The organism is Gordonia sp. NB41Y, from assembly GCF_030718915.1.
GTDB lineage: Bacteria > Actinomycetota > Actinomycetes > Mycobacteriales > Mycobacteriaceae > Gordonia > Gordonia desulfuricans.
In genome coordinates, this window is record NZ_CP132196.1 from 3,464,651 (window position 1) to 3,485,583 (window position 20,933).

15 protein-coding genes are annotated in these 20,933 nt (G+C 69.0%); 9 read left to right on the forward strand and 6 right to left on the reverse strand.

The genetic code is table 11. The features are described 5' to 3' along the window. Positions 1-63 precede the first annotated feature (63 nt). Entirely contained in the window at positions 64-819 is a 756-nt protein-coding gene (locus Q9K23_RS14990; RefSeq protein WP_053776330.1) for a pirin family protein, read from the reverse strand. A gap of 291 nt (positions 820-1,110) precedes the next feature. Here Q9K23_RS14990 and Q9K23_RS14995 point away from each other — a divergent pair, with 291 nt between their 5' ends. Beyond that, complete coding sequence (locus tag Q9K23_RS14995) at positions 1,111-2,751, forward strand: NTF2-like N-terminal transpeptidase domain-containing protein (protein ID WP_305950177.1); 1,641 nt, start codon at positions 1,111-1,113, stop codon at positions 2,749-2,751. 18 nt (positions 2,752-2,769) lie between these two features. On the opposite strand, the gene Q9K23_RS15000 is transcribed toward Q9K23_RS14995, so the two are convergent. Next, the gene (locus Q9K23_RS15000) at positions 2,770-3,195 is read right to left on the reverse strand and encodes a DUF3054 domain-containing protein (protein WP_238403550.1); all 426 of its coding nucleotides are present in this window, start codon (positions 3,193-3,195) and stop codon (positions 2,770-2,772) included. Positions 3,196-3,258: 63 nt separating this feature from the next. Beyond that, positions 3,259-4,524, reverse strand: a complete 1,266-nt coding sequence (locus Q9K23_RS15005; RefSeq protein WP_053776331.1) for a YbhN family protein — start codon at positions 4,522-4,524, stop codon at positions 3,259-3,261. Between the two features lie 154 nt (positions 4,525-4,678). On the opposite strand from Q9K23_RS15005, the gene Q9K23_RS15010 reads away from it, so the two are divergent. Then, positions 4,679-5,860, forward strand: coding sequence for an AI-2E family transporter (locus Q9K23_RS15010; protein WP_238403556.1), 1,182 nt, complete (start codon positions 4,679-4,681; stop codon positions 5,858-5,860). 99 nt (positions 5,861-5,959) lie between these two features. On the opposite strand, the gene Q9K23_RS15015 is transcribed toward Q9K23_RS15010, so the two are convergent. The 3 genes from Q9K23_RS15015 to trmB form a co-directional block, all read right to left on the reverse strand. Beyond that, positions 5,960-9,439 carry an MMPL family transporter gene (locus Q9K23_RS15015; RefSeq protein WP_305950178.1) on the reverse strand — a complete coding sequence of 1,160 codons (3,480 nt, stop codon included), beginning with the start codon at positions 9,437-9,439 and terminating at the stop codon, positions 5,960-5,962. Between the two features lie 137 nt (positions 9,440-9,576). After that, positions 9,577-10,311 (reverse strand): NYN domain-containing protein, encoded by a 735-nt coding sequence (locus Q9K23_RS15020; protein ID WP_053776333.1) that lies wholly within the window; start codon positions 10,309-10,311, stop codon positions 9,577-9,579. Then, positions 10,308-11,162 (reverse strand): tRNA (guanosine(46)-N7)-methyltransferase TrmB, encoded by an 855-nt coding sequence (gene trmB / locus Q9K23_RS15025; protein ID WP_053776334.1) that lies wholly within the window; start codon positions 11,160-11,162, stop codon positions 10,308-10,310. Before trmB ends, Q9K23_RS15020 begins: the two co-directional genes overlap by 4 nt. A gap of 118 nt (positions 11,163-11,280) precedes the next feature. Here trmB and Q9K23_RS15030 point away from each other — a divergent pair, with 118 nt between their 5' ends. The 7 genes from Q9K23_RS15030 (at position 11,281) to Q9K23_RS15060 (ending at position 20,895) form a co-directional block, all read left to right on the forward strand. Continuing rightward, positions 11,281-12,111, forward strand: a complete 831-nt coding sequence (locus Q9K23_RS15030; RefSeq protein ID WP_082365715.1) for a hypothetical protein — start codon at positions 11,281-11,283, stop codon at positions 12,109-12,111. Then, positions 12,108-13,721 (forward strand): hypothetical protein, encoded by a 1,614-nt coding sequence (locus Q9K23_RS15035; RefSeq protein WP_305950179.1) that lies wholly within the window; start codon positions 12,108-12,110, stop codon positions 13,719-13,721. Before Q9K23_RS15030 ends, Q9K23_RS15035 begins: the two co-directional genes overlap by 4 nt. Then, on the forward strand, positions 13,696-14,103 hold the full coding sequence (locus tag Q9K23_RS15040) for a DUF6802 family protein (RefSeq protein ID WP_020789446.1): 408 nt from the start codon (positions 13,696-13,698) through the stop codon (positions 14,101-14,103). Before Q9K23_RS15035 ends, Q9K23_RS15040 begins: the two co-directional genes overlap by 26 nt. Before the next feature lie 267 nt (positions 14,104-14,370). Next, positions 14,371-16,200 (forward strand): phosphoenolpyruvate carboxykinase (GTP), encoded by a 1,830-nt coding sequence (locus Q9K23_RS15045; protein ID WP_053776337.1) that lies wholly within the window; start codon positions 14,371-14,373, stop codon positions 16,198-16,200. Positions 16,201-16,334: 134 nt separating this feature from the next. Continuing rightward, positions 16,335-17,348, forward strand: coding sequence for an esterase-like activity of phytase family protein (locus Q9K23_RS15050; protein ID WP_020789444.1), 1,014 nt, complete (start codon positions 16,335-16,337; stop codon positions 17,346-17,348). 105 nt (positions 17,349-17,453) lie between these two features. Continuing rightward, complete coding sequence (locus tag Q9K23_RS15055) at positions 17,454-18,338, forward strand: ABC transporter ATP-binding protein (protein ID WP_059039630.1); 885 nt, start codon at positions 17,454-17,456, stop codon at positions 18,336-18,338. A gap of 4 nt (positions 18,339-18,342) precedes the next feature. Beyond that, positions 18,343-20,895, forward strand: a complete 2,553-nt coding sequence (locus Q9K23_RS15060; RefSeq protein WP_305950180.1) for an FtsX-like permease family protein — start codon at positions 18,343-18,345, stop codon at positions 20,893-20,895. Positions 20,896-20,933 lie beyond the last annotated feature (38 nt).

The window sequence follows — 20,933 nt, forward strand, 5'->3', positions numbered from 1 at the left end:
CTGTCACCGTCGGGCGGATCCGTCAGCCACGTCGCCGCGTCGGGGTGGCCCGGCGGCGGCCGGTCAGAACTCGCCCAGCGCCCGATCCATCGCCCAGATCAGCACCTCGGCGTCGGTCTCGGCGGTCATGTCCTCGCCGCCGGTGTCGCGTCCACGTGCCGCATCGCCGGGTCCGAGCGTGAACCGCCCGCCGGTGGCGTCGGCGACGGTGAGTTCTCCGCGGACGACGAAGACATGGGTGAAACGTGCGGCCGGGAGGGTCAGGTGGCGGCCGGCGGGCGGGCGCGCGGCGTACAGGGTGGCGCCGCGGTTGGCGATCGGGATGGCGGCCCCGTGTGCGGGATCGCCGGAGGCCACCGCGACGAGTCCGCCGGTCGCCAGGTCGGCGGAGATGTCCTGCTGGGCGTAGGACGGGTCGGTGCCGTGCTCGTCGGGCAGGATCCACATCTGCACGTAGTGGGCGGTCTCGGTGCCCGATCCGGGCAGATCGGGCCACGGATCGTTGCGTTCGGAATGGTCCACGCCGTGACCGGCGCTCATGCGCTGCGCCAGCCCCGGGTACACCACGCCGGCATTGCCTGCGGAATCGCGATGTACCAGGGATCCCGAGGTGACCCATGTGACGATCTCGGATTCTTGGTGATGGTGTGCATCGAACCCGCATCCAGGTGGCAAATTCTCTTCATTCGATGCAATCAATGCCCCATGATGGGTGTTGTCCGGATCGTAGTGGTCACCGAAGGAGAAACTATGGCGGGAGGAGAGCCAGTCGGTCTGCGTCAGGCTCCTGTCGCCGGCCCGGATCACGGAAAAACCCATGCCTCATTATGGCCGTCGGGTGAGCCGGACCATTCGGGCCGGCACCGGCGCGATGCCGAGGCCGATGATCCCGCCGAGACCACTCCTCCTCGGACGGCCCGACCCCGGGACGTGCCCCCGGTCACAGCCGCTACGCCCACGGTAAAACCCCAGGTCGAATCGACATCTGGCGGCGAATCCACAGCAACCCGCCAGAAACCCGGCCCGCGAGACCGGATCGTGACCGGTCCGAGTCCCGATCGCAAGAGGCCGGTATCGAATTCTCGTGTGACTAGAGTGAAAATTGTGACTATGGGTTCTCGTGTGAAGTGGGCGGTGCTTGCCGCCGGTGTGGTGGTGATCTGTGCTGCCGCGTTCGGCATCAAGTCGTTGGTCGCCTCGACACCCGACACGGGAGCCGTGGCCGCGATCGACACCTTCGCCGAGGCGTGGAGCCGCCAGGACGCGGCCACCGCGGCGCGGTACACCACCGCCCCCGAGCAGGCGAGCGATGCGCTGGCCCAGACCTTCCAGGCGATGAACGCCAAGGCCGTCGACGTGACGGTCGAGAAACCCGTCGAGTACAGCGACGGCACCGCGTCGTTCGACCTCAAGACCACGTGGCACTTCGACAAGGACCGCTCGTTCACGTCGACCAGTTCGGGGACCGCCCGCCACCTCTCCGCGGGCTGGCGGGTGACCTGGGAACCGGCGGTGGTCTACCCCGGCATGCCGGCCGGCGGCAACCTCCGTGAGATCCGCACCGAGGCCACCCCCGCACCGATCGTCCGCAGCCGGTCCGGCAAGACCTTCATGTACCTGCAGCCGGTCAACGAGATCGTCCTCGATCCCGCCCAGACCCGCGACCTCCCCGCCTCGGCGCGATCGCTGGCCGACTCGATCAGTCCCATCGCACCCCTGGTGACCGCCGCGGTGATCAACCAGAAGCTCGCGGCGTCGCAGGGCAAGCCGATCACCGCGGTCACCCTGCGGAACTCCGACATGGAGGTGCTGACCACCGATCCCGGCCGGGTCCCGGGTGTCACCGTCCGCAAGACGGGGATGCTGGTGATGGCCGACCGGCGGTTGTCGTCACCGCTGGAACCGGGGCTCACGAACTACTGGCAGGCGATCCGCGACGCGACCGCGGGCTGGCAGGTCCAGCTGGTCGGTCCGGGACTGGCGCCGCAGCGTCTCGAGGGCGAACAGGGCCCGGCCGGTCCGAACGTGCAGACCACGATCGACCAGGGCGTGCAGCTGACCCTGGGCGACGCCGCCGTCGAGGTGGGACAGCCCGCCACCATCGTGGCGCTCGACGCCAACACCGGCGGCATCCTGGGGATGGCCCAGAACTCCTATGCCGTCGACCGGGGGATCGGCATCGACGCCGCGTACCCGGTCGGTACCACCCTCGACCCGGTGTTCGCCGCGGTCGACCGCATCGCCCACGACGGTCAGCAGAACGCCGACGCCGCCCTGGACCGTCTCGGTCTGGGCGTGCAGTTCTCCATTCCCGGCGCCAGTGCGCCCAGCGTGGGTCAGCCGGGCGCGGCCACGATCGACTTCCGGCCGCAGAACGCCACGATGTCGATGAGCAACATGGCCGCTCTCGGGGTGGCGCTGGCACGTTCGGCGTCGGGTACCCGCTCGTCGGTGGCGCCCTTCGTGATCCAGGGAGTCCCCACCAAGATCTCCGGTGGTGAACTCGGTGACCTCGACCCGGCGCTCACCACACCGGTGTGGCAGGCGATGACCACCACCGCCAAGACCGGTGACGCCAGCGACCTCACCAAGGCCGCCGGGCTGCGTGCGCTGGTCGGCACCAACGGGCCCGAGGGTCCCGGATGGTTCGTCGGCGTGCAGGGCGGCAAGGTGATCGTGATCTACACCGAGGGACCCAAGTCGGGCACCGCCGCACTCCAGGTGGCGCAGAAGTACTTCACCATCCGGTGAGTCCGGGCCCCGACGGGCTCAGGCGTTGCGGCGTACGACGAATGCGGCCAGTGCCCGCCAGCCCAGCAGGAACAGGGCGAGGACCGTGGCGGCGACGATGATGAAGCTCACCGCGACGCCCTCGTGGAACAGGTAGCGCAGGATCATCCCGACGGTGACCGTGCAGAACCAGATGAACAGGCCGGCCGGGACGATGCGATCGGGGCGGAACTCGCGGCCGAACCACTCCCTGGAACGGACGTGGGAGTACACGTAGTCGATCGACCAGCCGACGGCCGCACCGGCCAGGAACGGCCAGAGTGTCTGCAGCACCCCCAGCAGGGCATACCCGTTGTGATGGGAGGACCGGCCGATCAGCACGAAGACGGTGATGGCGACCGCATCGATCAACGCGGTGACCGGCAACGACACCGACGACGACGTCGTGGACCCCCCAGAAGTCATGGCCGAACTCGACATGGTCCCCAACGGTAGCGCCAAACCCCCGCCGAACGTCAATCCATGTGATCAATCCGCGTCGTCGTCGGGTCGGCGCAAGGGCCGTGTGTCGGGTGCATCCGACGCCGACCGGTCGGTGGCGCCACGTGCCGGGCCGTCGGGCCCGGGCCGTTTCTCGAGCCGTTCGGTGTCGGTCCGGTCGGGATCGGGATCGGGGGGACGTTCCCGGCTCAGCGGTGCGGTGTCGACCTGATCGGCGTCGGGGTCGATACCGAGATCGCGGTCGTACTCGTCCTCGAGGGTGTCCTTGTCGCGAATCCCGGTGCGGAACTTCACCAGGATCACCACCCAGCCCACCGCCGAGACCAGGACATAGCTGATCAGCCGGTAGACCAGAACCGCGGTGAGCGCGTCGGCGGCGGGCATGTCGGCGGTGGTCAGGGCCGGCACCAGCACCGCGTCGACGACGCCGATCCCGCCCGGCAGCAGCGGCACCGCGGTTCCGACGGCCTTGCCCGCGGCATAGGCGACCATCACGCCGGAGATCGCCGGATTCGCGCCCACCGCCCAGCAGGCGAACAGCAGACATGCGATGTCGGTGATCCAGTTGAACAGGCTCCAGCCGAAGGCCGTTGCGGTGTCACGACGGGTCAGCTGCACCGCTCGCAGCTGGTCGAGGATCTCCGACAGCCGGGCGACACCGTGGTCGGCGGGTTTGTTGCGGAGCTGGTTGATCCACCCCAGTGCTCGCTCGCCGCCGGACTGCAGCGTCTCCGGATGCGTTGCCAGATACTGCAGTACGGCCACCACCGCGATGAACCCGATCACCGAGAACATCACCGAGAACGGGCTGGTCCTGGCTCCCGCGAGCACGGCGCCGCCGAATCCGAGGACCGCCAGACCGACGCCGGCCAGCAGTCCCGACATGACGACCTGCCACGACGCCACCACCGGGGAGGCGCCCCACTTGCGGGTCTCGCGGTAGGTGAAGGCCGGTGCCAGCACCTGGCCGCCGGGCATCGTCTGGCTCAGCGAGTTGGCCGCGAGCACCACCGACAGCGACTTCATCTGCGAGACCACCACTCCGGCCGACCGCAGCAGCGCCCGCTGCACCTGCGCGAAGCTGTCCATCGACAGCATCGCGGCAACGATGCACGCCACCAGCCAGACCCAATCGAGCTGGTCGGTGCGTTCCCACGCCTTCTCCAGACTGGGCCAGATCAGCACCACCTCGACCGCGAGGATCACCACGACGACGGCGAGCAGCACCCAGCGCGCCCACCAGAAACGGTGGCGCCTGTCGGGGTGCGGCACCGTCGGCGAGTCGGATGACATGTGCCCCACCCTATCCACAGCTACCCTGACTCCCGTGAGCGATGGCGACTCAAGGGCAATGGCGGCCGACGGCGGCGGGGCCGCGGCGACCGGTGACGGGGGTCCGACCCGATTCCGCGGACTGGCAGATCTCGACCGGTCCAAGGTGCACCCGATGGTCCGGGCCGCTGCCGAATGGTCCTGGCGGCTACTGCTCATCCTGGTCGCGATCTACGCTGCCGGCAAGTTGTTCCGGCAGTTCCAAGAGGTCGCCGTCCCACTGTGTCTCGCCGTCCTGCTGTCGGCGTTCCTCGTCCCCGCGGTGGACTACCTCAACCGCCGTCGCGTCCCACGGTCGATCGCCGTGGTGCTGGTGCTGGTGCTGGCGCTGGGTGTGGTGGGCACGGTGCTGACCTTCGTCGGCCGGGCCTTTGTCTCCGGCTTCCCGGATCTGACCCACGAGGTGATCGACACCATCGGTCAGCTGCGCACCTGGCTGGCCGAGGGGCCGCTCCAGATCGACGAGGGTCAGGTCAGCCACCTCGGCAACAACATCATCTCGCTGATGGAGAACAACCAGGCCAAACTCGCCAGCGGCGCGCTGGCCACGGCCACCACCGCGACCGAACTGGTCACCGGCGGGCTGCTGATGATCTTCTTGCTGATCTTCTTCCTCTACGGCGGCGGCCAGATCTGGGAGTTCTGCGCCAAGCTGATCCCGTCGGGATCGCGTGAGAAGGTCACCGCCGCCGGTATCGCCGGCTTCGGCACCCTCGTCGCCTACGTGCGGGCCACCGTGGTGGTGGCCCTCGTCGACGCGGTCTGTATCGGTATCGGTCTCGCCATCCTGCGCGTTCCGCTGGCCCTGCCGCTGGCGACGGTGATCTTCCTGTTCTCGTTCATCCCCATCGTCGGTGCACTGATCAGCGGTTCGCTGGCGGTGGTCATCGCGCTGGTCACCCAGGGATGGATCACCGCGGTGATCGTGCTGGCCATCCTGATCGGTGTGATGCAGCTGGAAGGCCATGTGCTGCAACCGTTCCTGATGGGCCGGTCGGTGCGACTGCATCCGGTGGCGGTGGTCCTGGCGATCGCTGCGGGTCTCGTCGCCGCGGGTATCGTCGGCGGCCTGCTGGCCGTCCCGCTGATCGCGTTCTGCAACACCGCGATCCGCTATCTCCACGGCGAACCGCTGACCGAGGTCATCCACGGGGAGGGGGCATTCGAGGCGTCACCCGATCCGCCGATCTGGGATCGGGTCCACCTCGACAAGGCCATCGCCGACGCCGAAGGGCTGACCGACGAGATCTCCGAAGGCCCCGACACCGACGAGACCAAGACGCCGGACCCACGCTGAGTCCGGCGTTCCCGATGCCGGGCCGGTCCCTACCGGTGCCGGCCCGGCCCTCACCGGTGGCGGGCCGGTGTCGATCGGCCTGGGCCCGGCCGGTCCCGATCAGTTCTGGTCTTGATCTCCGGACCGGCTGCGGCGCAGCAGATCCTGCACGCTGATCTTGTCGCCGTCGGCGTTGTCCCGGGCATGTCGATCGGCCCCGGTCGAGCGTGACGCCGAGGCGTCGGAGGGGGTATCCGGATCGGTTGCCCCGGAATCGGTGGTCGCGCCGGGCCGGTTCGGCGCGGACGGTGTGAGTCCTTGCGACAGACCACGATCCATCGGCGACGGTCCTCCCGCGGTGCGGCCGGGGGCCGACGGGGAACGATCCTCCGGGCTCAGCGACGCGGCCAGCGGACGACGTCCGGTCTGGTCGAGTTCGGGCCGTCGGCTCAGCGGTGACCGGCCGGTACCGGCGGGCCCAGCCGGGTTCTGCGGCACCGACGGTACTCCGTTTGCTCCCGAATCCTGCTGTGCGGGTGCCGGATTCGGCCTCGGTGCCGGACCGGTGCGGCGCGCCGGGGGCGTTGACGGACGGGGCTGCGGCCGGGCCGGTCGTCCGGTGGCCGGCGGGCGCGGCGCGGTGGATGCCGGCGGTGTGGTCGCGGCGGGCGGGGTCAGGGCGTCCGGCGTGATGGCCGGTCGGGGACCCGACACCGGATTGCCGGTGGTACGCCGTGCAGGTCGCGGGTCGACGTCGCCGGTGGCCTCCACGCCGAGTCGGATTCCGCCCTCGCCGAGTCGCCAGCTGCCGGTGTCGGGCCGGTCGACGTTGCGCGGCGAGTACCGGCGCGGCGGCATCGGACGCTGATCGGCGGGCATCGGGGGAGCAGACGCGGACGGGGGCATCGGCGGGCGCGGGGCCTGCCGGCGTGCGGTCGGCGGAGCCGAGGGGCCCACCCGGGCCGGGGTCGCACGCGATCGATCGGCTTCTGACGTACGCGACCGATCGGGATCGGTTGCGTACGGCCGGGCGTGTTCGCGGGTCGGATCGGCGGGGCCGGCGGTCGGTGCCGGCTGTGCGGCCGGGGCCGATCGCGTCGGGGCCGGGGCCGATGCGGGCGCCGCCGGCTGGGGCTCCTTGCGGACCGAGACCCCGACCGGACGTGCGGCACGCATCGCGGTGGTCGGCACCTCCGACACGAGCGTGCCCGCGCTGATCGCACGCCCCGCCGCCCCGGCGGGTGCGGCGACCATGTCCTCGGGCTCGTCGTCGAGGACGGTCTCACCCAGGCCGATCTTGCGCTGCAATGTCTGCATCCAGCGGGGGGCCCACCAGCAGTCGTCGCCGAGCAACTTCATCACCGACGGCACCAGCAGCATGCGGATGATGGTGGCGTCGAGGATCAGTGCCGCGATCATGCCGTACGCGATGTACTTCATCATCACGATCTCGGAGAAGCCGAACGCGCCGGTCACCACCACGAGGATGGCCGCGGCAGCGGTGATCAGACGGCCGGTGTAGGCGGTGCCCATCCGGATCGCCTCGGTGGTGGAGGCACCCTTCTGTCTGGCCTCCACCATGCGGGCGAGCAGGAATATCTCGTAGTCGGTGGACAGGCCGAACACGATCGCGATGATCAGCACGAGTACCGCCGCGAACAGCGGTCCCGGGGTGAAGTTGGCGAGGGTCGCACCGTGGCCGTCGACGAAGATCCAGGTCAGGATGCCGAGGGTGGCGGCGAGGCCGAGTGCCGACATGAGGGCGGCCTTGATCGGCAGCACCACCGAACCGAACGCCAGGAACATCAGCAGACCGGTGATCAGCACCAGCATCACGGCCATCAGCGGGAGCCGTTTGAGCAGCGCGTCGATCGAATCCTGGGTGAGTGTCGGCGTACCGGTCACCCACATGCTCACACCGTCGTGGTTGATCGCCCGCAGATCCTTGATCGCCGCGGCGGCGGTGGTGCGGTCGACCAGACCCGCCGACATCTGCACCACGGCCGGACCGTTGTCGCCGTAGGTACCGAACTTGGCGCCGGCGTCGTCGGCGGAGATGCTGAACGGTTTGGTGAACCCGGGGACCTTGCTGGCCTCCTCGGCGATCTCGGCGATCTTCGCGTTGGCGGCGGTGTCATCGGGGTTGTAGGCGATGACGATCTTGATCGCCTCGGTCCGCTCGGTGGGGAAGTAGCTGTCGAAGTTCTCCTGCGCGATCCGGCTCGAGTTGTTCGGCGGCAGGTACTGCTCGCTGATACCGCCGAACTTGATGCCACCGAACGGGACGGTGAGCAGCAGCAGGATCAGGACGGTCGGCACCGCCGTCGCCACCGGATGCTGCATCACCCAACCGGACAGGCGACCCCAGAAGCCGTGCTCGATCTGTTCGCGCGACTTGGTGCGGCCGGTCAGGTCGGCGACCTTGTGCTCGAGCGATTCGGCCTTGGCCGGGGAGAACTTCCGCACGATCGGGAACAGGGTGAACGACAGCATCCAGCGCAGCGACATCGCGTCGATGCGGGGGCCCAGGATGCCGAGGATCGCGGGTAGCACGGTGATCGACAGGATCGCGGCCAGCGAGACAGAGAAGATGGCACCGTAGGCCACCGACTTGAGGAAGCCCTGCGGCATGATCAGCAGACAGGCCAGTGCGGCGACGATGATGGTCGCCGAGAACACGACGGTCTGACCGGAGGTCATCACTGTTCTTCGGACCGCGGCTCTCGTCGTATAACCCTCGGCGAGTTCTTCTCGGAAGCGGCTGACGATGAACAAGCCGTAGTCGATCGCGATACCGAGGCCGATCAGCGTGACCACCGACTGCGCGAAGATGTTGACCTCGATGGCCTGCGCGAGGATCTTCATCATGCCGAGCGATCCGGCGATGGTCAGACCGCCGATCAGCACCGGCAGACAGGCGGCGACCACGCCACCGAAGATGAAGAACAGCATCAGCGCGACCAGCGGCAGGGCGATGATCTCGGCACGCCTGATGTCGTCGTCCATACCGCTGGCCATCGCACCGGCGACCGGTTGCAGACCGGCCAGCTGGAAGGTGGCGCCGGGGATGTCGAACCGTTCGGGGATGTTGTCGAAGAACGGTTCGATGGTCTTGTAGTTGTTCAGCACGGTCGTGTCGTCGTTGCCGGTGACGCCGATACTGATGAACGCGTGCTGTTTGTCCTCGGTGAACAGCCGGGACCGTTTGATGTCGAGGGCGGCCTGGCCGCTGGCGCTGGTGTCGGAGGTGTCGAACGGGTCCACCACACCCGGATCGTTGCGGTTGACGATGTCGGGATGGGCCGCGATCAGGTCGTTGACGAAGGTCTCGACCTTCGCGCCGAACTCGGGGTTGTCGACGGTCGTCCCCTCCGGGGGTGTGACCAGCAGGATCACATCGGAGGTGTGGTCGCGGCCGAACGAGCGGTCGGCGACCACCGCGCCCTTGGAGGACTCCGACGTCGGGTCGAACCATCCGCTCTGGCTCAGATACTTGTTGAGGTCCATGCCGTAGAGGCCCAGACCCGCCATGAGCACGACCATGACGGCGATGACGGCGAAGCGCATCCGATAGACGAATGTGCCGATGGCTCCGAACACGCCGAGTCCTTTCGCAGAGATCGGGAAGTGATTCTGTCAGCGCCGCCTGAGTACTCCCTGAAGGATGTGTCCCATCACAGGTGTTCCCGGCCGTGGCCCGCGAGGTGCGGGCACGCGGCCGGTGGTCGGCGTCGACGTCAGCGCAGGAGTGCGCCGAGGGGGCGGAACGGGGCGAGCCACGCGCCGTCGTCGGGGAGCGAATCGAGGCCGATGCGCGGCAGCGGCTCACGGAACACACCCGGGATGTCTTCGAGGTCGATGAACTCCAGTTCCTCGGTGGTCAACGCCCAGCTGGCGTGTTCGCGGAACCCGATGACGGTGACCGGCGTGCCCTCGGCCGCGATCTCGCGCAGCGGGTCACGGAAGGCCTGCCCGTCGGCGGAGGCCACGATCAGGCCAGCTAATCCAACAGTGTGCCTGCGAAGCTCGATGTGGTCGAGCATGTCGGAGTCGACGTCGCTGTCCTCGGACAGTTTCGGCTTGGCGAAGACGGCGTAGCCGACGTTGCGCAGCGCCTCCACCCACGGGCGGACCACATCGGCGCTACCAGGAACGATGTTGGTGAAGACGGTGGCCTCGGGTTCCACCGCCGACGCCGAGCCGTTGGTGGTGCTCGCCACCGATGTGTCGGTGGACACCTCCGCGGTGTTCTGCGCGCGGGCGGCCGAGATGTCGGCGGTCCGCGACAGGATCCAGCGGCCCAGCGCATCGAACCGGGGCCGGTGTGCGGCGGTCGGCCGGCCGCCGAGGATCGCCCCGAGACCCATGTCCATGTTGGGGGCGTCCCAGACGAGCAGCACCCGTGGCGCGCTCGCCTGCCCGGAGATGGTCTCGGCGAAGCGCGTACGGCCGGGCGAGCTGTCGTCGCTCATGGCTGGTCCTCACTGTCGGGGTCTGCGATGTCGGGATCTGGGCTGTCGGGGTCTGCTGGGTCCGGGTCCGCACCGCGGCGGGTGGAGACCGGTTTCACATAGACGAACTCGTTGACCTCGCGGCCCTCCCGCTCGGCCCGGCCCTCGAACTTGGTGGTGGGCCGGCTCAGCGAGATCGGGACCGCGGTGGTGGCGGGGATCACGTGCGGTCGGGTGGGGTCCTGGGTGGCCAGGACCTCGGCGATCCACTCGGCGTAGTCGGCGTGATCGGTGGCGATGTGCAGCACACCGCCCTCTCGCAGCCGGTCGGCGATCAGTTCGATGGTCCCGCGCTGCAGGAAACGCCGCTTGTGATGACGCGACTTGGGCCACGGGTCCGGGAAGAACACCCGGACCCCGGTCAGGCTGCCCGACGGGATCAGCTCGGTGAGCACCACCATCGCGTCGCCGCGGATCAGCCGGATGTTGGTCAGGCCGTTGCGGTCGACCAGGCCGAGCAACTGCGCCAGCCCGGGCTTGTAGACCTCGACGGCCACCACGTCGACGCCGGGTTCGTCGGCGGCCATCGCGGCGGTGGAGATGCCGGTGCCGCTGCCCACCTCGAGGACCCGCGGTGCCTGCCTGCCGAACAGCGTGTCGAAGTCGATCGGCTGTTCGGGGGTCTGGGTGCGATCGACCGACAGATCGCGGCCCAGGGTCGGCCACAGGGTTTCCCAATTACGCTGCTGACCTGGGGTCAGGGTGCCGCGGCGGAAGCGGAAACTCGTGACCCGCGGGTACAGGCGCGCACGGTCGAGCGCGTCGCGGGGGGCCGGGTCGGGACTGTTGCTCACCGGTCCATCGTGGCCCATCGTCGCCGTTGTCTCACAGTCGACACCCTCATCCTGTGTATTTCCGTCTGCCGGTTCGGCCGATCCGGGGTTAGGCTGCGACCAGCGAAGACGACTGGCCGGATGCAGGGGGAGCGCCATGATCGACGCGAATGGGGAACTCGGGCGGATCCTGGAGGGGGTGCCCGAGGGTGTCTCCGGGGTGCCCCCGGGCTTCGACACACTCGTATCGCAGTACCGTCGGGGACTCACGATCGCGGTCGTGGGTCGGCCCGGCGTGGGCCGGGACACCATGGCACGCGCGGTGCGCAGCAGGTTGTCGGTGGCCGCGCTCGGTCCGGGGGAGGACGCCTCGGTGCTCCTCGACGCCGACCTGTGGCTGTATGTACTGACCGGGGTGCCGCGCGCCGACGACCATCGGCTGCTCGAGGAGTTGCCGCGGGACCGGACCATCGTGGTGCTGGGCAAGGCCGACACCCACGGCGATCCGGAGACCGCGGCTGCCGTCGCATCGGCGGCCGCCGGGATGACCGGGGTGCCGGTGAACCCGGTGTCGGGGCTGCTGGCCTGCGCCGATGTCACCGACGACGAGTGGGGATTCCTCACCGGTCTGGCGGAGTCGGGGGAATCGATGCCGTCGATGGCCGGACAGTTCCTGGTCGGGCCTCCCGGCAGCCGGGAACGGCTGCTGCGGCACCGGCTGTTGCGCCGGCTCGACCGGTTCGGGGTGGACATCGCGCTGACCTGTCTGGCCGACGGCACCGTCGCCGACGTGGCATCACTGAACACCATCCTGCGCGCGATCAGCGGGATCGACGCGCTGCCGTCCCGGATCGCCGGCTGCGTGGCGGCCGTGCGCCGGGAGCGCGAGCGCGATGTGCGCGCCGACCTCGAACGACGGGCTGCCGAGGGTGCCGAGCGGGACATCGCCGAACGGCTGCTGAGGATGCCGGAAGTGGTGCTCGGATGAGTACCGACGGGCCGATCGTGACGATCCCGGCGGGGCGAGGACGTGCTGCGGACGCCGCCGCGGCCTCGATGATCGATCGGGTGAACCGGCTGATCGGGGTGCAGCTCGCCGATTGCGGCCCGCTGCCGGCGGACCCCGGATCGGTGATCGTCACCGGAACCTCGGACATGGAGGTCGACGGCGTCGTCGACGCCTGCCGGCGGCTGGCCCCGCAGGTGTCGTTCACCGGATTCGACGAGCGGCCGCACACCCCGGGAAGTGCGGTGGCGTTGCTGGTGGTGGACCCGTCGTCGGATGTCGGTGCCGAGGAGCAGGCCCTGCTGAGCGGACTGCGGACACGGGTCGGGACCGTGGCGCTGGTGTGTACGCGGATCGACGCGTTCTGGGAGTGGCCGCGGATCCTGCGCAGCCACCGCGCCGTCCTCGACCCCGCCTCGGAACTGCCGGTCTTCGCGGTGTCGGTGGCCGCGGCCGATGCCGGCGCCGACGACGAGTCGGGCATCGCCGATCTCGTCGACTGGCTGGTGGAGACGACGTCGGCGCCGCCGCGGGCACGCGCGGAGCGGGCCCGGGCGGGGATCTGCCTGGGTGAACTCGATCGCGCACTCGCCGATGTGGTGGCCGCCGACCGGGCCGCGGGCGCCGAAACGTCAGCCACCGAGGATCCCGGCGCCCAGGGACTGGCGGCGGTGCGCCAGCACCTCGTCGCGACCCGCGACCGGGGACGCAACGACCGGCTCGGGGCGATCCGCGCGGGTCTCGCCGGGGTACGGGCCAGTGCCCTCGCCGATGTCGCGGTGGGGGTGCGATCGGTGGGCGCGATCGCGACGGCCCGCTGTGCCCGGCCGGGATGCCGGCCCGACGAGCACGCCCACCGGCTCGACGCCGAGATCGCGGCGCTGGGCGCCCGGATCGACGGCATCGTGACCGATCGGCTCGAGGAGGTCGCGGCGGTCGCCCTGCTCGGTGTCGAGGGTGCCGATCCGACGATGCCGGAACCGGACACACCCGCCGAGCAGGTGCGCCGGCCGCTGCCCACCGGCCGGCGCGGCGCCGAGGACGCGCTGGTGGTGCTGATCGGGGCGTCCACCGGGCTGGGGGTCGGACGTCTGGCGGTGGCGCCGATGGCGTCGGTACAGACCTTGCAGTGGATCTCGATGCCGCTGACCCTGGCGTTGGGTGTCGCGGCGGCGATCTGGGTGATCCGGGTACGCCGGGCCACCGTGCGTCGCACCGACCTGCGCGGATGGTCCCTGGAAGTACTCGCCGACACCCGCGGCCGGCTCGAACACCGCATCGCGATGCGGGTGGCCGACGCCGAGTCGCGGCTGGCCGGTCAGATCGGGCGGCATCACGACCGACGCGTCCGGCAGGTGGCCGAGCAGGTCACCGAGATCGATCGGCGGTTGCGGGAGCTGCGGGGATCGGCGGCCCGGGAGCACAAGGCCCGCACGGAGTACGCGAGGCAGGTGCGGGATCTGCGCGCCGAGGTCGCCGGCCGCGCCGAGGAGATGTGGGCCCGTCGGGGGCGCGAGCACCGGGACGGGCAACAGGGAGATCTGCGACGAGGAGATGGGGAGTGCCGTGACGGATCCGTTCATGTCGGGTGAGGGGGCCGATTCCGAACCACTGTCGTTCGGCGGGTTCGACGACCCGCTCGGAGTCGAGTCGGCGGCCCACGTGCCGGTGTTCCCGGACGAACCGCTGCCGGGCGAGATGGAGCCCGGCGGGGATGTGGCCGATCACCTGTGGATGCACGACGCGGGCCGGATCTGGGACCTCGGACCAGCCGACGTCGACACCGACGCCGACGGGATCAACGACTCGCTCACCCGCAACGGGCCGGAGGGATTGACCGTCTACACCGACGCCGATCGTGACGGTCAGGTGGACACGATCACCCGTGTCGGGGCCGACGGCAGCTACGCCGCGCAGGTGCTCGACCCGGCGACCGGGCGTTGGGTGCCGACGGACTCGGGGCGGCTGGAGTGATCGCGCGGCCGTGACGACGATCTGTCGACCGCGGTCGCCGAGTAGGAACTCCCCGGTTTTCGCCAGGTACGAAAGTCACCGAACAGAGGCGATAATGGCCGGTCACGGCCCTGATTCGCGCGGTTCGCAGTTCTGCGCGAAATATGGAAATGTGGCGTAGACCGCATCTGTCGGACCCAGGCCGAAACGGTCGCTCGGTCATCGTATCCTGGGATGAAGCCGCCGTACCGGCCGCCGACGTGGGTTGGCCGACTCCGAGGAGGAGAAATGACCTCAGCAACAATTCCCGGATTGGATCCGAGCAGTGCTCCCACCAAACACCAGGGGCTGTTGGCCTGGGTCGCCGAAGTCGCCGAGCTGACCCAGCCCGACCGCGTGGTCTGGTCGGACGGCAGCGACGAGGAGTGGGCACGGCTCACCGAGCACCTCGTCTCCGCCGGCACCCTGGTGAAGCTCGACGAGGAGAAGAAGCCGAACTCCTTCCTCGCGAAGTCCGATCCCGCCGACGTCGCCCGCGTCGAATCGCGCACCTACATCTGCTCCAAGACGAAGGAAGGCGCCGGCCCCACCAACAACTGGGTGGAGCCCGCCGAGATGCGCGCCACGATGACCGAGCTGTACCGCGGCAGCATGCGCGGCCGCACCATGTTCGTCATCCCCTTCTGCATGGGTCCCCTCGGCTCGGACGACCCCAAGCTGGGTGTCGAGCTCACCGACTCCGAATACGTCGTCCTCTCGATGCGGATCATGACCCGCGTCGGTCCGCAGGTCCTCGAGGCCCTCGGTGAGGACGGCTTCTTCGTCAAGGGACTGCATTCGGTGGGTGCCCCGCTGGCAGAGGGCCAGGCCGACGTGCCGTGGCCCTGCAACCCGGACAAGTACATCACCCACTTCCCCGAGGACCGCGAGATCTGGTCCTACGGCTCGGGCTACGGCGGCAACGCGCTGCTCGGCAAGAAGTGCTACGCGCTCCGCATCGCCTCGGTGATCGCCCGGGACGAGGGCTGGATGGCCGAGCACATGCTGATCCTGAAGCTGACCAGCCCGGAGAACAAGGTCTACTTCGTCGCCGCGGCCTTCCCGAGCGCGTGTGGCAAGACCAACCTCGCGATGATCCAGCCCACCATCCCGGGCTGGAAGGCCGAGACCGTCGGCGACGACATCGCGTGGATGCACTTCGGTGAGGACGGTCGCCTGTACGCGATCAACCCGGAGTTCGGTTTCTTCGGTGTCGCCCCGGGCACCAGCGAGGACTCCAACCCGAACGCGATGCGGACCATCGAGGCCGGAAACACCCTGTACACCAACGTCGCCGAGACCGACGACGGTGACATCTGGTGGGAGGGAATCGGTACCGACGCCCCGGCGCACCTGACCGACTGGCTGGGCAATCCCTGGACGCCGGAGTCCGATCATCCTGCCGCACACCCGAATTCGCGGTACTGCACCCCGATCTCGCAGTGCCCGTCGCTGGCGAGCGAGTGGGACGACCCGAAGGGTGTGCCGATCTCGGCGATCCTCTTCGGCGGCCGTCGCAAGACCACCGTCCCGCTGGTGACCGAGGCCCGCGACTGGCAGAACGGCGTCTTCATGGGCGCCACCGTCGGTTCCGAGCAGACCGCCGCCGCCGAGGGCAAGGTGGGCACCGTCCGCCGCGACCCGATGGCCATGCTGCCGTTCATGGGCTACCACGTCGGTGACTACTTCCAGCACTGGATCGACATCGGCAAGAACGCCGACGCCTCCAAGCTGCCGAAGGTCTTCTACGTCAACTGGTTCCGTCGTGGCGACGACGGCCGCTTCCTGTGGCCCGGATTCGGTGAGAACAGCCGCGTGCTGAAGTGGATCATCGGCCGGATCGAGGGCGAGAACGAGGGCGTGCAGACGCCGGTCGGCATCGTCGCGAAGCCGGAGGAGATCGACGTCGCCGGTCTCGACGAGCCGGCCGAGGACCTCGTCGCCGCACTCGACTTCGACGTCGAGGAGTGGCGCCGCGAGATCCCGCTGATCGAGGAGCTGTTCGAGTTCGTCGGCGACAAGCTGCCGACCAGCCTGCGTGACGAGCTCGACCAGCTCAAGCAGCGCCTGGCCGAGTGACCCACGCCTGACGCACGGGTTGCGACCCCACCCCATCCGGTACGTCCGTTCCGGTCCTGCGGGGTGAGAGTCGCATCCCAACCCTCCAGTTCTCCTTGAGCTGAGGGGGGTGTTCTCGGGTATCGTTGCCCCCTATGAGACTTCGCTCATGGGGGGCAACGTTCATCTCTGCGGCAGCCATCGCGACCTCGGTCGGGGCCGGAGCGGCCGTCGCAGAACCCGCCCCGACGACGGTGACGTCGCGGTATGTCGACTCCGCGATCGTCAACGGAATCCCCACCTTCGGCGCGATCTCCGGGATCGACCGGCTCGCCAACGCCGAGTACGCGATGATCTCGACCGACGTGGGCCGCGCCGGACCGGCACGGTTCTACACCAGCCACGTCGGCTACAACAGCGAGGCAGGACTGCTCGGACGGCCCCAGGTGACCCTGGGCGGCGGCACGGTCCTGAGCCCGCAGAATCTCCCACTCCTGCCCGGCGACGCCCAGTTCGAGGGCATCCGGCGGCTCGGCGGCGGCTATGTGGTGGTCAGCGGCGGCAACCACCAGTTCATCCGGCAGATCGGCCCGATGGGTACGTTCGTGCGGGATCTGGCGTTGCCGAAGGCGTGGCGTCCCACCAAGAAGACCGGCGTCAACGGTCAGAAGGGGCTCACCGGCGTCACCGTCGGCCCCAACGGGGAGATCAGCGTGATCACCGCCGGGGCCCTGCGCCAGGACCCGGGCGGTACCGCACGTCTGCTCACCTACGCCGGACGTGGCACGAAGGAATTCGTCTACCGCCCCGGTGGCGGACGGGTCGTCGCCGACGTGCTCGCCGTCAACACGACCGACTACCTGGTCCTCGAACGCGGCAAGGGCCGCGTCACCCGGATCTTCTGGGCCACCACCGACGGAGCCCAGCAGGTGGGCGGCTCGGCGAAACTGAGCGGTGGCGAGAAGGCGATGCGCAAGGTCGAGATCTTCTCCACCGAGCCGGTGCCGCGCCTGGCGGCGGGCAACATGTCGTCGATGGCGTGGGGCAACTGGCTGGCCGACCGTCCGGGCAGCAAGTCCCGTGCGCGGATGCTCTATGTGGTGACCAACGACATGTTCGCCGGACCCACCCGTCTACATGCCTTCGAGGTGCGTTTCCCGCGGAGCTGACGCAGGTCGGGGCGGTTGCCGGGGGATTTCGGGCACCGTCCTGGGGGTCGACCTCAGGGAGATTCCTGATAGCGTCGGCGCCCGCAACCTGGCACCGTGGTGGCCATGACATCAGCGCACGCACAGATTCCCCGCAGCGACCCCGAGACGGTGGCCGCCGGTGCCGAGAATCTCACGAAGGTCTACGGGGCAGGTGATACCGCTGTCCATGCGTTGCGCGGTGTCACCATCGAATTCGCGACCGGCGAGTTCACCGCCATCATGGGGCCGTCGGGGTCCGGAAAGTCGACGCTCATGCACTGTCTCGCCGGCCTCGACGACGCGAGCGGTGGCCGCGCCTACATCGGCGACGACAATCTGACCGGTCTGTCCGACAAGGAGATGACCAGACTCCGTCGCGACCGCATCGGCTTCGTCTTCCAGTCGTTCAACCTCGTCCCCACCCTGACCGCCGCGGAGAACATCACCCTGCCCCTCGACATCGCCGGCCGCGACGTCGACCAGCAGTGGTTCGACGCGGTCGTCAACCGGCTCGGCATCGCCGACCGGCTCGGGCATCTGCCCACCGAACTGTCGGGGGGCCAGCAGCAGCGCGTGGCGTGCGCCCGTGCGCTGGTCGGCCGGCCCGCCATCATCTTCGGCGACGAGCCCACCGGCAACCTGGACTCCCGCTCGTCCGGTGAGGTGCTCTCGATCCTGCGTGCGGCCACCGACGAGTTCGGCCAGACCGTCGTGATCGTCACCCACGACCCGCGTGCGGCGTCCTACGCGGATCGGGTGGTGTTCCTCGCCGACGGCCAGATCGTGCGTGAGCTCAGGCGTCCCAGCGCCGACGACGTCTTCGAGGTGATGCGCCATCTCGACGGGGCAGGCCGCTCGGGTGATGCCGCCGAGTCGGACGGTTCCGGGGCCGCGGACGGCGGCAAGCACGAGGCAACCGATGCCGACGCCGCCACCGACTCGACCACGCAGGGCACCGAGGCTCGCTGACACCATGGCAACCTCCTCGGTGATGCGGAAGGTCTCCACCAGAAACCTTCGTGCACACAAACTCCGACTCGTCCTCACCGTCTTCTCGATCGTTCTCGGGACGTCCTTCGTCGCCGGGTCGATCGTGTTCACCTCGTCCATCTCCAATGCGTTCAACTCGATCTTCGACAGCAGCATCCCCGGTGTCGCCGTGCAGGTCACCGCGGAACGGTCGGCGGCGGCCGGCGTCCCGGATTCGGTGGTGAAAGATCTGTCCGATCGCAAGGCCGAACTCGGCGTCGCCAAGATCGAGACCAACCAGGAAGGTCTGGTCACCCTCGCCGGTGCGGACGGCAAGGCCGTGCAGACCGGCGGTGCGCCCAGTATCGGAACCGCGTATATCCCGGCCGACCAGGCGATCTCGCCGGAGGCCATCCTCCCCGGCGGCCGTGGACCGACAGGGCCCGGCGAGATCGCGATCAACTCGTCGGCAGCCGACGAGGCCGGACTCCACGTCGGGTCCAAGACCAAGGTCGTGATCGGGCAGGGCAGCAGCGCCCCGCTCGAGGTCACCGTGGTGGGGCTGGTCGACCTGCCGAGTTCGACCGGCGGTTACGTCAACGTGCAGTTCGACCAGGCCACCGCAAACCAGCTGTTCTCCGACGGCAGTCATGTTGCCGTGGTGAACATGTCGGCGGTGCAGGGCGTCGGCGACAGTGAGCTCGCACAACGTGTGAGCACCGCGCTGAACTCCGACAATTACAAGGTCCGTACCGCCGACCAGGTCCGCTATGACCAGAAGGCCCAGGTCAACGAGTTCCTGACGATCTTCACCGGAATCCTGTTGGCATTCGCGGCGATCGGCCTGATCGTCGGAACGTTCATCATCTACAACACCTTCTCGATGATCGTGGCGCAGCGTAACCGTGAGCTCGCGCTGCTCCGGGCGATCGGCGCGAGCCGACGGCAGGTGTCGCGGTCGGTGCTGTTCGAGGCGTTCATCGTCGGCGTGATCGGCGGTGCCGTCGGCCTGGGTATCGGTGTCGGCATCGCCGCCGGCCTCAAGGCCATCATCGGTGCGACCTCGGGTCTGCCCAATGGTCCACTGCAAGTGGGTGTCTGGGCGGTACTGGCCGCATTGTTCGTCGGCGTCGTGGTCACCATGGTGAGCGCCTGGGTGCCCGCTGTCCGCGCGTCGCGGGTGTCGCCGGTGGAGGCCATGCGCGCCGGGGTGACCGAGGGATCGGCACCGTTGCGCACCCGCACACTGGTGGGCGTGCTGTTCCTGCTGATCGCGATCGGCACGATCGCGTGGGGAGCGATGGGCGAGGGCCTGCTCCGCGCGGTCATGGTCGGTACCGGCGCCGGCGCGGCCATCGTGGCGACCGTCCTGGCCGGGCCGGCCCTGTCGCGACCGGTGGTCGGCGCACTGGGCCGGGTGATCGGCGCACCGTTCGGTACCGTCGGCCGGCTCGCTCGGACGAATGCTGTTCGTAATCCACGACGTTCGGCCGCGACCGCATTCGCGCTCACCCTCGGCATCATGCTGGTGGCGGTGATCGGTACGCTCGGCAGCTCGTTCAAGGGCACCGTGGACAGTGCCGTCGACAGCGGGGTGCGCGCCGACTACATCGTCAGCGGTACCAACAACCTGCCGCTGGCGCCGACCGTCTTCGAGGCCGTCGAGAAGGTCCCGGGGATCGCCGACGCCGTGTCGTTCGGCATGGTGCAGACGCAGATCGACGGCACCAACCGGACCGGATATGCCGCCCTCGGCGGCAATGTGGCCGCGGTGTCGGTGGTCGACATGCTCGACGGTGCCTCCGATCAGCTGCCGGCCGACGGCATGTTCATCAGTGCCCGCACCGCCGAGGATCGTGGCTGGAAACGCGGTCAGACCCTGACCTTCGCCGCCCCGGACGGCACCACCGTCCCGGTCACGGTGTCCGGTGTCTACGCGGACAACGAGGCCTTGCAGCCCTGGCTGATCGGCTCGGAGGTGTACGAGAAGATCATCCCGCCGATGGCACGGGTCACTTTCGGGGTGTTCGTCAAGGCCGCGCCCGGGACCGATCTGGCCACCTTGCGGACCGGCCTGGAGAACGCGACCGCCGACTACCTGACCGCCCAGGTGCAGAGCCGCGAACAGTACAAGAACAGCATCTCGTCGCAGATCGACCAGATGCTGGGCGTGCTGTACGCGATGCTCGGACTCGCGCTGGTGATCGCGGTGCTCGGCATCATCAACACGCTCGCGTTGTCGGTGGTGGAGCGCAAACGCGAGATCGGCATGCTGCGTGCGATCGGCACGCTGCGTAGCCAGATCCGTCGCACGATCTACATCGAGTCCACCCTGATCGCGATCTACGGCGCGGTGCTCGGGGTGATCCTCGGAACGATCATCGGGTGGGCGCTCGTGCGCGCACTCGCCCGCTGGGGCATCGGCGACCCGGTGATCCCGTGGACCCTGATCGTGTGGACCCTGGTCGGTTCTGCGGTGGTCGGCGTCCTGGCCGCCCTGTGGCCGGGGATCCGTGCGGCCCGGACCAAACCGCTCGAGGCGATCGCCGAGGGCTGAACCTGCCGATCGGATGACCGACACCGGATCGCCGGTGT